The following is a 14,065-nucleotide window of genomic DNA, read 5'->3' as shown; positions in this document are numbered from 1 at the left end:
CCTTTTAGCAAACGCGCAAAAGCCAGCGGCGAGCAACCGCCGGGCCAAAACCTGAAAACAGGCTGACCGTCCTGATTACATCCCTTGCGGGCCACGGTTCATCGCGGCGACGCCGGTGCGGCAGATCTCGACCAGGCCGAGCGGCTTCATGATGGCGATGAACTGGTCGAGCTTGGAGCCCTTGCCGGTGATCTCGAAGATGAAATGCTCGGTGTTGGCGTCAATGACCGAGGCGCGGAAAGCATCCGCAAGGCGAAGCGCCTCGACCCGGGCATCACCGGTGCCGGCGACCTTGACGAGCGCGAGTTCCCGCTCCAGCGGCCGCTCCTGCCCAAGCTCATGCGAGCGCACGGTCAGGTCGACCACCCGGTGCACCGGCACGATGCGCTCGAGCTGATGCTTGATCTGCTCCATCACATGCGGCGTGCCGCGCGTCACGATGGTGATGCGCGACAGATGTTTTTCATGCTCGGTCTCGGAGACCGTCAGACTTTCGATGTTGTAGCCGCGGCCTGAGAACAGGCCGATGACGCGAGCAAGCACGCCCGGCTCGTTATCGACCAGCACGGAAAGCGTGTGCGTTTCCGGCTTCTCGGTTTCCTTGGCGATGAAGTATGCCGAGCCGGTCGGCTGAAGCTGTGCGTTCATGACGTGAATCTCTATTTCAGATTTTTGAGCTAATTCTCTGTTTGCGCATGGCTTCTCGCGACAGCCCTGCCTTGGCGGCCGCTTACACCAGTTCCCTGCCCTTGGCGTCGATGGCGTTGGCCACCGCCTCGTCGGTCGCCTCGTCCGGCAGGAGCATCTCGTTGTGCGCCTTGCCTGACGGGATCATCGGGAAGCAGTTGGCCAAGGTCGCCACGCGGCAGTCGAACAGAACCGGCTTCTTCACCGAGATCATCTCCTTGATGGCGTCGTCGAGCTCATCCGGCTTGTCGCAGCGTATGCCGTGGCCGCCATAGGCCTCCGCCAGCTTGACGAAGTCCGGCATCGCCTCGGTGTAGGAATGCGACAGCCGGTTGCCGTGCAACAACTGCTGCCACTGGCGCACCATGCCCATGTACTGGTTGTTGAGGATGAAGATCTTGATCGGCGCCTCATACTGCACCGCCGAGCTCATCTCCTGCATGGTCATCTGCACCGAAGCGTCGCCGGCGATGTCGATGACCAGCGCATCGCGATGCGCGATCTGCACGCCGAGCGCGGCCGGCAGGCCGTAGCCCATCGTGCCCAGGCCGCCCGAGGTCATCCAGCGGTTCGGCTTGTCGAAATGATAGTGCTGAGCCGCCCACATCTGATGCTGGCCGACCTCGGTGGTGATGTAGGTGTCCATATCCTTGGTCAGCGCATAGAGCCGCTGGATCGCGTATTGCGGCATGATGACGTCGCTGTTCATCTTGTAGGCGAGCGAATCCCGCGCCCGCCATTTCGCGATCTGCTCCCACCACGGATAAAGCGCCTTCTTGTCGGTCTTGGCGGTCGCCCGCCACAGCCGCACCAGGTCTTCCAGCACGCGGCCGACGTCGCCCAGGATCGGCACGTCCGCATGCACGTTCTTGTTGATCGAGGACGGGTCGATGTCGATGTGGATCTTCTTCGAGTTCGGCGAGAACGCGTTGAGCCTGCCGGTGATGCGGTCGTCGAAGCGCGCGCCGATGCAGATCATCACGTCGCAATCGTGCATTGCCATGTTGGCTTCGTAGGTGCCGTGCATGCCGAGCATGCCGACCCAGTTCTTGCCGGATGCCGGATAAGCGCCAAGCCCCATCAGCGTCGAGGTGATCGGGAAGCCGGTGAGGTCGACCAGCTCGCGCAGCAGATGGCTGGCTTCCGGGCCGGAATTGATGACGCCGCCGCCCGAATAGATGATCGGCTTCTTCGCGCCGGCCATCAGCTCGACCGCGGCCTTGACCTTCTCCAGGTCGCCCTGGACCTTCGGCTTGTAGCTGGTGCGCGGCGCCGTCTGTGGCGGCACATAGATGCCTTTGGCGAACTGCACGTCCTTCGGAATATCGACCACCACCGGGCCGGGCCGGCCGGTGGTCGCGACATGGAACGCCTCATGGATGGTGGCGGCGAGCTGGTTGACGTCCTTCACCAGCCAATTGTGCTTGGTGCAGGGCCGCGTGATGCCGACCGTGTCGCATTCCTGGAAGGCGTCGGAGCCGATCAGCGAGGTCGGCACCTGGCCAGTGAGGCAGACCAGCGGAATGGAATCCATCAGCGCGTCCTGCAGCGGCGTCACCGCATTGGTGGCGCCGGGACCGGACGTCACCAAAAGCACGCCGGCCTTTCCGGTCGAGCGCGCATAGCCTTCGGCCGCGTGGCCGGCGCCCTGCTCATGCCGGACCAGGATGTGCTCGACATCGTCCTGTTGAAAAATTTCGTCGTAAATTGGGAGAACCGCGCCGCCCGGATAGCCGAAGACGTGCTTGACGCCGTTATCCTTCAGCGCCTGCACCACCATCTCCGCGCCCGTCATTTCGCGCCGCTCGTTCTGTCCGTTGCTCATCGGTCTGGTCCCGTACTGTCCGCCATCTGGCGATTTGCTGGTCGTTTAGTTCGATTGGAGGCAATAAAAAAGGCCCCCGAGGGAGCCTGTGAGATGCGCATGGGAGGTTTTCGCCCGGCGGTTACACCGCCTTGCCCACGCGCCAGCCTACGAGAATGAGTGCCGTTTTCATGGGCGCGGACAATAAGCGAAAACGCGGGCTCGTCAATGGGGTCCCGTGCAAATTGACCCGCCTGTGAAACGGCTCGGTCTCGCGCTACCATAGTACAGTTGAGCGCCCGCCGCCGACGCACCACTATGCGCTGGCAAAGGACGTGCGAGGAGGACGCATGGCTGGCGAACGCGAGCATATACGCGAAATCGAACAGGTATTGTCCGGCGCCCGATCGGCCCGCGACGATATCGTGGTTCAATCCTGGCTGCGCTGCATCGACACGCATCGGCTCGATCCGGCACGGCCGACGGAAGCCTACATCGTTCCCGATACCCAGCTGCGCGAGCACCGCGAGCAGTCGGAGCGGCTGATCGCCATTGCCCGCAGCGGGCTGGAGACATTATTCAAGCAGGTGGCGGGCCAGAACTATGTCTTGCTGCTGGCCGACGCCAAGGGCGTCACCGTCGACTTCCTCGGCGACCCGCTGTTCATGGACCAGTTGCGCACGGCCGGTCTCTACCTCGGCTCCGAATGGTCGGAGAGCCGCACCGGGACCTGCGGAGTCGGTTCCTGCATCGTCACCGGCGAGGCGATGACCATTCACCAGACCGACCATTTCGACACCACCCACACGCCGCTCTCCTGCACCGCCGCGCCGATCTTCGACACCAAGGGCGAATTGACCGCCGTGCTCGACATATCGCTGCTGCGCTCGCCGCAGCCCAAGGTCAGCCAGAACCTTGCCCTTCACCTTGTGACGTCGTCGGCCCGGCGCATCGAGCTCGCCAATTTGATGGCGCAGATGCATTCGGAATGGGTGCTGCGCTTCTCCCGCTCGCCCGAATTCCTCGACGTCGATCCGGAAGCCGCCATCGCGCTCGACGCGTCGGGCCGCATCCTCGGCACCACGCGCGGCGCGGCACTGCTCCTGGCACAGGCTGGCGGTGTCGACTGGCGTCGCTCCTCGCCGGTCGGCCAGCCGATCTCGCGTTACCTCGACATGGATATCGACGACTTGCCGAATTTGACGCGCGGCCGCCCGACCGAGGAGCGGCTGGTGTTCGGCCGCAACGGCAGCGCGCTGTTCGCGCATGCCATCGAACCGCAGCCGTCGAGCGGACGCCGCGCCCCCGTCGAGGTGCTGCCTGGACCGATCGCCGAGCTTTCTGGCGGCGACCCGGTCATGGCGGCAATGCAGCTCAGGGCCGCCAAGCTGGCGCGCACCACAATCCCGATCCTGATCCACGGCGAGACCGGTTCCGGTAAGGAACATCTCGCCCGCGCGCTGCATGACAGCTCCGGGCGCTTCGGCCCGTTCGTGGCCATCAACTGCGCGGCCATCCCGGAACATTTGATCGAGAGCGAGCTGTTCGGGCACGCCGCGGGCGCCTTTACCGGCGCCACGGCCAAGGGACGCAAGGGCCTGATCGAGAGCGCCGACGGTGGCACGCTGTTCCTCGACGAGATCGGCGACATGCCCTACGCGCTGCAATCGCGGCTTTTGCGTGTGATCGCCGAGCGCGAACTGGTCCCGGTCGGCGGTATCGCGCCTCGGCCTGTCAACATCAAGATCATCTCCGCCTCGCATCATGACTTGCGCCAACTGATTGCCGAGGGCCGTTTCCGCGAGGACCTGTTCTATAGGCTGAACGCCGCCTCGCTGAGTTTGCCGGCACTGCGAGAACGCACCGATTTCGAATGGCTGCTGGAACGGCTGGTCGGCGAGCGCGCGCGCCTTGCCGGCCGGTCGGCACGGCTGTCGCCGGCGGCGCGGCTGGCGCTGATCCGCCATGACTGGCCCGGCAACATCCGCGAGCTCGTCAACGCCGTGGATCTGGCGATGGCGCTTTGCGACGATGAGACGATCCAGCCTTCCGACCTGCCTGATTTCGCCACGTTCCGCGCCGCGCCGACGGCCCCATCCGCCAGCCTGGTCGCGCTGCGCGCGCCCTCGCCCGAGGAAGAGCGTGGCGCCCTGCTGGCCGTGCTGGCGGCAACCGGCTGGAACATTTCCGAAGCCGCGCGGCGTCTCGGCGTCGACCGCACCACGGTGCACCGCCGCATGAAGCGCCTGCGGCTGGAAGCGCCCAACTAAGCATGTCGCCCAAAAGTGCGCAGCGGTTTTGGGACAACGACATGCGTCGGAACAGGGACTTAAAGCGCGCCGCCTGAATCCGCTTCATTCGGCGCGCTTTAATATTGCAAGGCTGTGGCGCGCCGTGGCGCCTGCAACAGGAAACGCAACAGGCAAGACAACGCAAGAGCATCCTAACAGATTGATTTCATTGCAATCACGAACAAGCGCCACGGTTGGCACGCCGCTTGCTGCTCATGGCGCACTCTAGCAAGTGGAGGAGAAAAAATGCTCGAGAGAACACCCACCACCAAGGCGCAGGCGCTGCTCGACAAATTCGGCAAGGCGCTGGAAGCCGGCGACATCGGCAGCGCCGTCAACTGCTTCCAGGCCGACTGCTACTGGCGCGACCTCGTCACCTTCACCTGGAACCTGAAGACGATGGAAGGTCAGGGCCAGGTCCGCGACATGCTGCAGGCGACGCTGGCCAGCACCAAGCCGACCGGATGGTCGGTGGCCAAGGGCGAGGAAGCAAGCGAGGACGGCGGCGTCATCACCGCCTGGATCACCTTCGAGACGAGCGTGGCGCGCGGCTTTGGCCTTGTGCGGTTCAAGGGCGACCTGATCTGGACCTTGCTCACCACGATGGCGGAGCTGAAGGACCATGAGGAGAAAGCGGGCTTCAGCCGCCCACTCGGCGCCAAGCATGGCCACGGCAAGGGCCGCAAGACATGGCGCGAGGAGCGCGACGACGAGATCGCCGAGCTCGGCCATTCCAGGCAGCCCTATGTCGTGATCATCGGCGGCGGCCAGGGCGGTATCGCGCTCGGCGCGAGGCTGAAGCAGCTCGGCGTGCCGGCCATCATCATCGAGAAGAACGAGCGTCCGGGCGACTCATGGCGCAAGCGCTACAAGTCGCTCTGCCTGCACGACCCGGTCTGGTACGATCACCTGCCCTATATCGACTTTCCGAAGAACTGGCCGGTGTTCGCGCCGAAGGACAAGATCGGCGACTGGCTGGAGATGTACACCAAGGTGATGGAGCTGAACTACTGGTCCTCCACCACGGCGAAATCCGCCAAGTACGACGAGAAGACCAAGGAATGGACCGTCGTCGTCGAACGCGACGGCAAGGAGATCGTGCTCAAGCCGAAGCAACTGGTGCTGGCGACCGGCATGTCCGGCAAGGCGAACTGGCCGAGATACAAGGGCCAGGACATCTTCAAGGGCGAGCAGCAGCACTCCTCGACCCATCCCGGCCCGGACAAATACCGTGGCAAGAAGGTGGTGGTTATCGGCTCGAACAACTCGGCGCACGACATCTGCGCAGCACTATGGGAAGGCGGCGCCGACGTGACCATGGTGCAGCGCTCCTCCACCCATATCGTCAAGTCCGACACATTGATGGATATCGGTCTCGGCGCGCTCTATTCGGAGCAGGCGGTCGAGAACGGCATGACGACGCGCAAGGCCGACATGATCTTCGCTTCGCTCCCCTACCGCATCCTGCACCAGTTCCAGATCCCGCTCTATGAGCAGATGAAGGAGCGCGACGCGAAATTCTACGCCGACCTGGAAAAGGCCGGCTTCATGCTCGACTGGGGCGATGACGGCTCCGGCCTCTTCATGAAATACCTGCGCCGCGGTTCCGGCTATTATATCGATGTCGGCGCCTGCGACCTCGTCATCGACGGTTCTATCAAGCTGAAGAGCGGACCGGGTGCGACGGTGCAGGAACTCACCGAAACCGGTGTGAAATTCGTCGACGGCACGGAGTTGCCGGCCGACCTGGTGATCTATGCCACCGGCTACGGCTCGATGAACGGCTGGGCCGCGGACCTGATCTCACAGGAGGTTGCGGACAAGGTCGGCAAGGTCTGGGGCCTCGGCTCCGCCACCACCAAGGATCCGGGTCCCTGGGAAGGCGAGCAACGCAACATGTGGAAGCCGACGCAGCAGGAAGCACTGTGGTTCCACGGCGGCAACCTCCACCAGTCGCGGCACTACTCGCAGTATCTGTCCCTACAGCTCAAAGCCAGGCAGGTCGGCTTGCCGACGCCTGTCTATGGGCTGCAGGAGGTCCATCACAAGAGCTGACCCACGGGGCTCGCAGAAGACAGAAGCCCGGCCAACCGGGCTTCTGTCATCTAAGCCGCCTTTTCCGCCGCGAACTTTTTCACGACGCGCTCAAGCAACGGCACATAGTCGCGAAAAGCCCGCGTCTTCATGTCGGCGACCTTGCCGCCCTCGTCCCAGATGCGCACCCGCACCGCTTCGTCGTGGAACGGATTGCTACGGAACTCAGCCACTTCCTCCGCGCTCATCGGTCCGCCCTGCAGCGACAGCGTGTGCACCGAAGCCGGCGACAGCTTGCCGAAATAGCTCGGATCGGTGGCGCAGAGATAACGCTTGGCCGAGACATGCAGCCGCACGCACTCGACGATGACCGGCGGAAAGAACGGCGCAAGCACCTCGCCGCCGGCCTCGTCATGGTGCTTGTCCTCGACGTCGTCGGGCGAATAGGTGCCGAACTCGCTGGTGTAGTGGCCGATGTCGTGCAACAGCGCCGCCGCCACAAGCTCCTCCGGCGCGGCGTCCTGCTCGGCCAGCCACGCGCCCTGCAGCATATGCTGCGACATGGTGACGGGTTCGCCGAGATAGGATTCCGCCCCGCGGCGCTCGAAGATATCGGCGATGAACTCTACGATGTTGCCGGCGTTCAATTCGTTCGGATTCATTCCGCCGCCTCCTTGAAACCATGCTCGATCGCCGCAAGCGTCGACAGCAAGCCATCCTTGTCGGCGTAGCAGCCCTGCAGCCAACGCTTGCCGCTGCCGGAAAACGCCTTGCGCGCATGCATGACGCGGGTGTTGTCGACGATGAAGGATTCTCCCGCCTCGAGCTTGAACGTCACCTCGAAGACCGGATCCTCGATCAATTCGGCGAACCGGCGGTAGGCTGCATAGTATCTGTCCATCTCGGTGAACGGCACGTCGACGATCGGCGCCAGCGAGCGATTGTTGAAGCGGATGCAGATGAGTTCGCCATCGGGTCCGAGCTCGATCATCGGCCGCTTGGACTGGAGCCGCACGCCCGACGAGCCGGCATATTCGAAGCGCGCCGGATAGGAAGAGAGCAACCGGAAGCCGTCCGGGTTTTCCGCCTGCAGTGCCGCCGCCACCGCGAACCCGTCGACGACACTGGATTCGCCGCCATCGACCGTGTTCTCGATGCAGGCGAGGATCTGCAGCGTCGGCACCGGATCGCGGTAGGGATTGTCGGTATGCGCCTGCAGGCCGAGATTGGTGTAGGCGAGATTGTTCGGATTGACCTCGGCGCGCACCTCGAACCAGCGTCCGTAATTGGTCTCCCTGACATAGCCGAAGAGGTCGGCCACCTTGCACAGCGAACCGGATACGGCAGGCAATCCGTCCATGACGGCAAAGCCGTAGCTGCGCACCGCGGCCAGCCATTGCCGCAGCACATTGCTGTCGCGGCTGGCGTCGGCATAGGCCGCGCGCGGCACGGAATTCTGCATCGTGGCTTTCGTCCAGCGCCGTATGTCGCCTGCCGTCCAGCCGAGCTCGCGTGCCTCCTGGCGATCATAGGCATGGCCGCGCAGCCAGCCGGCGGGAAAGCCGACGGTCTTGCCTTCGGGAGCGAACGTGACTTCGAGCAACTCGCCCTTGATCGAGGCGGCGGCGATCCGCGCCTCGGCCGGAATGTCGAGGATGGTGATCAGCCTCTGGCCGTTGCCGGCGCTGCGCGTCTTGTCGTCCAGCGCATTGTCGCGCAGCCACATGGCGTGGAAGCGGCTCACCGTTCCGTCTTTCCAGCCAAGCTCGATCGTTCGTCCGTCGTCGCCCAGCGTTACTGTCGTCAGCATTCCCGAAAGCTCCCATCCTCGACCCGCCACTGCGGACACGGATTGCATGGTGGCTTCGCCGAAGGCATAATTCAAATTATCGTTTTGTGGGTAATGACGCTAGATTTCTGATGGCTGGAAAAGCTTTCGACATGATGCCTCCGCTCGACTGGCTGCGCAGTTTCGAGGCCGCTGCCCGCCTGTCGAATTTCACCGCCGCGGCCGCCGAGCTCGGGCTCACCCAGGCAGCGGTGAGTCAGCACATCCGTTTTCTGGAAGAGCGGCTGAAGACGCGATTGTTCGCACGCCTGGCGCGCGGCGTGGCCCTGTCGCCGGAAGGCGCGGCCTACCTCCCCCACATCCAGTCGGCATTCGCGACCATCGGCAACAGCACGAACGAGCTGTTCGAGCCGCGCGCCGTGCAGTCCGTCAGCATCCGTGTTCCCATCTCCTTCGCGATGCTGGTTCTGGTCCCAGCTCTTCCCGACCTGGCAAAGGCGCTGCCACGGGTGAGGCTCGATCTGGTGACCATCCATCGGCCGACCGACTACGACCAGCCGGGCTCGGCGCTCGACATACGCTTCGGCAACGGGTCGTTTCCCGGGCGAGAAGCCGACCGGTTGACCGTCGAGCGGCTCGTCCCGGTCGCCGCTCCAACACTCGCGCTCGGTGGCGATTGGACATCGTTGCCACTGCTCCTGGTGGCCGGCGCGCGCGAGATGTGGGCGGAATGGTTCGCCGCCGCGGGGCTTGCCGGCCATTCCCGGCGCTCGCATCGCTTCGACAGTTTCGTCGCCGCCCTGGAAGCGGCAAAGACCGGCGCAGGAGCGCTGCTCGGTTCCCGGCCTTTGGTCGACGCCGCGCTCAGGGACAAGGCGCTGGTCAGGCTTTCGGATTTCGAGCTTTCGAGCCCATCGGGCCATTTCCTGACGAGGCCGTCATCGTCGCGACTGTCCGGCGCCGAGCAGGATTTTCGCCGCTGGCTCCTGTCACGCATCGCCAGAGTTTCAGGATAGCGCTCCGGCCGTCGTTCCGATCCGTTTCCAGTAGATAAGGGTGCCGGTCAGCCCGCCATGCGGCTTGAGCGCGAAATCGGGGATCTCACCGGTCAGGGTGAAACCAAGTTTCTCATAAAGCCCGGCCGCGCCTTCCTCGCTCGCCGTGTCCAGCACCAGCAGCGTGCGGCCTTTTTCGACAGCCAGTTCCTCGGCTGCCCGCATCAGGCGGGTCGCGACGCCTTTGCCGCGATGGTCCCGACGGGTCATCAGCTTGGCGATCTCGGCGCGGTGCGGCTGATTGGGCGGAAAGTCGAGAAGCAGCGTGACGGTGCCGGCAAGCGCCCCGCCCTGCCATGCGCCCAGCACCGCCCTTTCGCCGCGCGCGGCCGCGGCAAGCGACTTGCGCCAGAAATCCCGCGCTGCTTCCGGCGACAATGGGTGCATGAAGCTCACCGACCCGCCGGCGGCGACCGTCTCGATCAAGAGATCGCACAGCATGGCCTCGGTTGCCGCGTCGTCGGTCAACGCCCGGATTTCAAGGGGGTTCATGCCGGTGCTCTCCAGAGGTATCGGGAACGAGGTCATTCGAAATGGCTGATGCGCTTGCGTCGTCGCGCCCGCCTGATTTCGGCGACACGGTCGTCATCGTCCTCGCCGAGGTGGCGCCCGCGCTCCAGGATCTCGAGCGTGTATTCCTCATAGGTCAGCCCGAGCCGCTCGGCTCGTTCCAGCCGCATCAGCATGACGGCGTGGCCTGGCGCCTTCCAGGCCTTGTCGTGGGCGGCGCGCCAGGCGAGGAAGACATAGGCGTCGCCCTTGCCCCAGGGCGGGCCGTCATAGTCGTCGAGCGGCGGCCCGCCATTGTGCGAGCGCTTTGGCCGGCGGGACATCAGGGTCATCCCTTAACCAGCGCCACGAGATACTCCGCTGCATCCGGCCCCGGAGCATGAAAGACGCAATCCGACGGCGCGCCGAGCGCCAGGCAGTCGCCGGGTTCGAGCCGGTGCACCACATCACCTTCGGTGAACTCCAGCCTTCCGTCGATCAGCCATATCTGCTGCTTGATGAAAGCGTAGGAGGCGGCCGGAAGGCTGACCTTGGCGCCCGCGGGCAGACTGACCCTGATCAGTTCGAGCGGCATCTGCGATGCCGGCGACAAATGCCGCCTGATGTAACCGGTTGCCGGATCCTGCCAGACCGGCTGCTCGTCCTTGCGCGAAACGCCGCCGCCTTGCATCTCGGCTCGTGCGATCAGTGTCGACAGCGTCATGCCGAAAGCCGCTGCGATACGCACCAGGAGCGCCGCGGTCGGACTGGTCGTGCCGCGTTCGATGGCGCTCAGCATCGCCTTCGAGACGTCCGAGCGCTCGGCCAGTTCGGCCAGCGACCAACCCCTCACCGTCCGTTCGCAGCGTATTCGTCTGCCGATGGTGGCGCTGATGTCATTCGATATATTATCCATTCGTCCAATATATCGGAATTTCGCGAACTGAGAAGAAGCTGTTCGATCGAATTGTCACGGCTGGCTTAACGCTGCCTACACCATCCGACCTCACCTGACTTTAACCCCGATTGGATAGGGTTCCCGCTCCAGGGGAATGGGACCAGGGCATTATGTTTGTTGAACGCGAAGCCTCCGTCGGAGAACCGACCTCGCAGGAACGCCGCAACATCCAGCAGAACGACAAGCGCATTCTGGGCAATGTCGTGCAATGCGACGGCGCGCGCGCCACCATCAGCGCCTATGCCGAAGACGCCGACGGCATCGTCAGCGGTCAGTGGACCGTCGGCAGGATGATCTCCATCAATCTCGGCGCGGCGCGAACTGTCGGCCTTGTCTATGCCATCGGCAAATCGGACCGCGCCTGGAACACCGAAGGGCAGAACCCGATCGAGGTCAGCGTCGAACTGGTCGGCGAAGTGCGCGACGGCGCCGAGCCCGGCTCCAAGCCGGTGTTCGACCGCGGCATCACGATTTATCCGCATATCGGCGCCATCGCTCACCGCATCCGCAGCCGCGACCTGCAGGCGGTCTACGACCTGGCCGGGCGCCATTCGGTGACCATCGGCACGCTGTCGCAGGATGAGTCGATCGATGCCAACATCGCCATCGACGACACCCTGGCGCGCCATTTCGCCATCGTCGGCACCACCGGCGTCGGCAAATCGACCGCGGTCTCACTGCTCTTGCGCAAGACCATCGAGGCGCGCCCGGACCTGCGCGTGCTCATTCTCGACCCGCACAATGAGTTCGCTGCCTCGCTGCCGGAATATTGCGTCAAGGTCGATTCCGCGACGCTCGACCTGCCGTTCTGGATGTTCAGGCTGGAAGAATTCGCCGAGGTCCTGTTTCGAGGGCGCGAGACGGTACCGGAAGAGGTCGACGCCCTGCGCGACCTGATCCCGGCCGCAAAGAACCTCTACCGCAACCCGAATTCCGGGACTTATATCAGGCGCGGCAGCGACGCGCTGACGGCGGACACGCCGGTGCCTTACCGCATCGCCGACCTCATCAAGCAGATCGACGAGCGCATGGGCCTACTGGAGAGCAAGAACGACCGCCCGATCCTGAAATCGCTGAAGACGCGCATCGAATCGGCCGCTGCCGACCCACGTTACCGCTTCATGTTCAATTCGCGCCTGATCGAGGACACGATCCACGAAACGATCGGCAATATTTTCCGCGTTCCGAGCCACGGCCGCCCGGTCACCTGCTTCGAGATGGCGGGCATGCCGTCGGAAGTCGTCAATTCGGTCTGCTCGGTGCTGGCGCGCCTGGCCTTCGACCTGGCCTTGTGGAGCGAGGGCCGGCTGAGGCTGCTCCTGCTTTGCGAGGAAGCCCACCGCTATATGCCGGCCGATCCGCGTCTCGGATTCGCGCCGACCCGGCACGCGCTGTCGCGTATCGCCAAGGAAGGCCGCAAATATGGCTGCTATCTCGGCGTCGTCACCCAGCGCCCGGGTGAGCTCGACCCGACCATTCTGTCGCAGTGCTCGACCTTTTTCGCCATGCGCCTCGCCAACGAGCAGGACCAGGCGATCATCCGCTCGGCGATCGCCGACTCCTCGGCCTCGACGCTGGCCTTCCTGTCCTCCATGGGGCAGCGCGAAGCCATCGCCTTCGGCGAAGGCGTGGCGACGACCATGCGGCTGAAATTCGAAAAGCTGGCGCAGGAATTCATCCCCGGCACCGCAAAGAGGGAGCAGGTAGAACCCTCCGTGGACGGCAACGACGTCGACCTGGCCATGATCGTCGAGCGGCTGCGCAACGTGCCGAAGCCGCAACAGGCCATGGCTTTTGCCGAAGCCGTGGACTCGAGCCGCCAGGCCGGCGACCCGGACTATAAGAAGCCGGCCACCACCGCCGCCCGCGCTCAGCCGGACGACGACTTCGACACACGCTACGGCCTGAAGCCCTCGACCTTCGGCATGCGCCAGCTGAACGATTGAGCCAACGACCTCGAACGGCTGGTAAATCCCGCCAGGAAATTCGTCAGGCTGAGTCGAACGGTGCCGTTTGCGAGAACCGGCCTACGCCGGCCGTAGCCTTCATAGAGCGGAAACACATATGAGGGCTTCGGCCGGCGAAGGCCGGAAGCGCAGCAAACGGCGGCATACGGCCAGCCTCACGAATTTAGTAGCGGGATTTTAGGCGCAGACCCGGTTGCGGCCCTGCTTCTTCGCCTCGTAAAGCTGGCGGTCGGCGCGGCGATAGAAATCCTCCGCGCTCTCCTTGTGGTCCCAGACGGCAAGGCCGACGCTGGTGGTGACCTTCAGCCGCACATTGCCCGACATGATCGACATGTTGGCGATCGCCTTGCGGATGCGCTCGGCGAACCTGGCGAGCAATTCGACATCCATGTTGGGGGTGACGACGGCAAACTCCTCGCCGCCCAGCCGCGCCACCACGTCGTGATAGCGCGTCATGCCCCGCAGGCAGGTGGCGACGGCTCTCAGCACCTCGTCGCCGACGTCATGGCCATGCGTGTCGTTGACCTGCTTGAAATGATCGAGATCGAGGATCATCAGCCCGACCGGCCTGTCGATGCGGCGAAACTCTTGGAGATATTCGCGAAGCGCATCGTCGAAATAGCGGCGGTTCTGCATTCCGGTGAGACCGTCGGTGAGCGCCGCCTGCTCGAGCGTCTGCGAACGGGCGCTGAGCGAAACCGTCATGGCCCTGAGCTTGCCCTCTTCCCGCACCTGGCCGCGGATCAGCGGGTAGATGAAGAAAGTGCCGAAGAACAGCGCGGTCGCCAGCAGCGCGCCGGTGACGAACAGCAATTTGTTGAGATAGACGATTTTGTCGACGCGCGACGCCGCATCGAGATCGGCGGCGATGTCCTGCAATTGGCCATAGGCGTGGAAGGTCACCAGGCCCGCGGCCAGGATCACGAAAATAAAGACAAAGAATGCGGATTCCGCCTTATGGAAACGCATCTACTCCCCGCGGCACTGCAAG

General features: G+C 64.0%; 12 protein-coding genes. 4 read left to right on the top strand and 8 right to left on the bottom strand.

Features of this window, described 5'->3' with window-relative positions; translation table 11 throughout:
* Positions 1–75: 75 nt before the first annotated feature.
* Positions 76–648: an acetolactate synthase small subunit gene (gene ilvN, locus RFM52_RS03720; RefSeq protein ID WP_042644054.1), complete on the bottom strand. Its 573-nt coding sequence runs from the start codon at positions 646–648 to the stop codon at positions 76–78.
* Between the two features lie 82 nt (positions 649–730).
* The gene (locus RFM52_RS03715; RefSeq protein WP_320295193.1) at positions 731–2,512 is read right to left on the bottom strand and encodes an acetolactate synthase 3 large subunit; all 1,782 of its coding nucleotides are present in this window, start codon (positions 2,510–2,512) and stop codon (positions 731–733) included.
* A 329-nt stretch (positions 2,513–2,841) separates the two neighbouring features.
* Here RFM52_RS03715 and RFM52_RS03710 point away from each other — a divergent pair, with 329 nt between their 5' ends.
* Both RFM52_RS03710 and RFM52_RS03705 read left to right on the top strand, forming a co-directional pair.
* The gene (locus tag RFM52_RS03710; protein ID WP_320295192.1) at positions 2,842–4,761 is read left to right on the top strand and encodes a sigma-54-dependent Fis family transcriptional regulator; all 1,920 of its coding nucleotides are present in this window, start codon (positions 2,842–2,844) and stop codon (positions 4,759–4,761) included.
* 267 nt (positions 4,762–5,028) lie between these two features.
* Entirely contained in the window at positions 5,029–6,837 is a 1,809-nt protein-coding gene (locus tag RFM52_RS03705; RefSeq protein WP_320295191.1) for an NAD(P)/FAD-dependent oxidoreductase, read from the top strand.
* A 50-nt stretch (positions 6,838–6,887) separates the two neighbouring features.
* Here RFM52_RS03705 and tmpB read toward each other — a convergent pair whose 3' ends face one another.
* The gene (gene tmpB / locus RFM52_RS03700; protein ID WP_320295190.1) at positions 6,888–7,478 is read right to left on the bottom strand and encodes a (R)-1-hydroxy-2-trimethylaminoethylphosphonate oxygenase; all 591 of its coding nucleotides are present in this window, start codon (positions 7,476–7,478) and stop codon (positions 6,888–6,890) included.
* A complete protein-coding gene (gene tmpA, locus RFM52_RS03695) occupies positions 7,475–8,626 on the bottom strand; it encodes a 2-trimethylaminoethylphosphonate dioxygenase (protein WP_320295189.1) in 1,152 nt (383 codons plus the stop codon). The genes tmpB and tmpA overlap by 4 nt, the downstream gene beginning before the upstream one ends.
* A gap of 110 nt (positions 8,627–8,736) precedes the next feature.
* Here tmpA and RFM52_RS03690 point away from each other — a divergent pair, with 110 nt between their 5' ends.
* Entirely contained in the window at positions 8,737–9,621 is an 885-nt protein-coding gene (locus tag RFM52_RS03690) for a LysR family transcriptional regulator (protein ID WP_320295188.1), read from the top strand.
* Here RFM52_RS03690 and RFM52_RS03685 read toward each other — a convergent pair.
* Genes RFM52_RS03685 through RFM52_RS03675 form a run of 3 tightly spaced genes read right to left on the bottom strand, consistent with a single transcriptional unit; the run spans position 9,613 to position 11,065 of the window.
* Complete coding sequence (locus tag RFM52_RS03685; RefSeq protein WP_320295187.1) at positions 9,613–10,152, bottom strand: GNAT family N-acetyltransferase; 540 nt, start codon at positions 10,150–10,152, stop codon at positions 9,613–9,615. The two genes, RFM52_RS03690 and RFM52_RS03685, sit on opposite strands and share 9 nt — an antisense overlap.
* A 32-nt stretch (positions 10,153–10,184) precedes the next feature.
* On the bottom strand, positions 10,185–10,493 hold the full coding sequence (locus tag RFM52_RS03680) for a hypothetical protein (protein WP_320295186.1): 309 nt from the start codon (positions 10,491–10,493) through the stop codon (positions 10,185–10,187).
* Positions 10,494–10,498: 5 nt separating this feature from the next.
* Positions 10,499–11,065, bottom strand: a complete 567-nt coding sequence (locus RFM52_RS03675; protein WP_320295185.1) for a helix-turn-helix domain-containing protein — start codon at positions 11,063–11,065, stop codon at positions 10,499–10,501.
* A gap of 152 nt (positions 11,066–11,217) precedes the next feature.
* Here RFM52_RS03675 and RFM52_RS03670 point away from each other — a divergent pair, with 152 nt between their 5' ends.
* Positions 11,218–13,053 carry an ATP-binding protein gene (locus tag RFM52_RS03670; RefSeq protein WP_320295184.1) on the top strand — a complete coding sequence of 612 codons (1,836 nt, stop codon included), beginning with the start codon at positions 11,218–11,220 and terminating at the stop codon, positions 13,051–13,053.
* A 198-nt stretch (positions 13,054–13,251) separates the two neighbouring features.
* Here RFM52_RS03670 and RFM52_RS03665 read toward each other — a convergent pair whose 3' ends face one another.
* Positions 13,252–14,043: a GGDEF domain-containing protein gene (locus RFM52_RS03665; RefSeq protein ID WP_320295183.1), complete on the bottom strand. Its 792-nt coding sequence runs from the start codon at positions 14,041–14,043 to the stop codon at positions 13,252–13,254.
* Positions 14,044–14,065: the final 22 nt, after the last annotated feature.

The sequence above is a fragment of the Mesorhizobium humile genome (genome assembly GCF_033977215.1).
GTDB lineage: Bacteria > Pseudomonadota > Alphaproteobacteria > Rhizobiales > Rhizobiaceae > Mesorhizobium > Mesorhizobium humile.
Note: the sequence above shows the minus strand (reverse complement) of the source record. Positions and strands in the feature narration are given on the sequence as shown.

Coding starts and splice junctions, on each gene's coding strand:
- ilvN (WP_042644054.1), bottom strand. CDS start 648: ATGAACGCACAGCTTCAGCCGACCGGCTCGGCATACTTCATCGCCAAG.
- RFM52_RS03715 (WP_320295193.1), bottom strand. CDS start 2,512: ATGAGCAACGGACAGAACGAGCGGCGCGAAATGACGGGCGCGGAGATG.
- RFM52_RS03710 (WP_320295192.1), top strand. CDS start 2,842: ATGGCTGGCGAACGCGAGCATATACGCGAAATCGAACAGGTATTGTCC.
- RFM52_RS03705 (WP_320295191.1), top strand. CDS start 5,029: ATGCTCGAGAGAACACCCACCACCAAGGCGCAGGCGCTGCTCGACAAA.
- tmpB (WP_320295190.1), bottom strand. CDS start 7,478: ATGAATCCGAACGAATTGAACGCCGGCAACATCGTAGAGTTCATCGCC.
- tmpA (WP_320295189.1), bottom strand. CDS start 8,626: ATGCTGACGACAGTAACGCTGGGCGACGACGGACGAACGATCGAGCTT.
- RFM52_RS03690 (WP_320295188.1), top strand. CDS start 8,737: ATGGCTGGAAAAGCTTTCGACATGATGCCTCCGCTCGACTGGCTGCGC.
- RFM52_RS03685 (WP_320295187.1), bottom strand. CDS start 10,152: ATGAACCCCCTTGAAATCCGGGCGTTGACCGACGACGCGGCAACCGAG.
- RFM52_RS03680 (WP_320295186.1), bottom strand. CDS start 10,493: ATGTCCCGCCGGCCAAAGCGCTCGCACAATGGCGGGCCGCCGCTCGAC.
- RFM52_RS03675 (WP_320295185.1), bottom strand. CDS start 11,065: ATGGATAATATATCGAATGACATCAGCGCCACCATCGGCAGACGAATA.
- RFM52_RS03670 (WP_320295184.1), top strand. CDS start 11,218: ATGTTTGTTGAACGCGAAGCCTCCGTCGGAGAACCGACCTCGCAGGAA.
- RFM52_RS03665 (WP_320295183.1), bottom strand. CDS start 14,043: ATGCGTTTCCATAAGGCGGAATCCGCATTCTTTGTCTTTATTTTCGTG.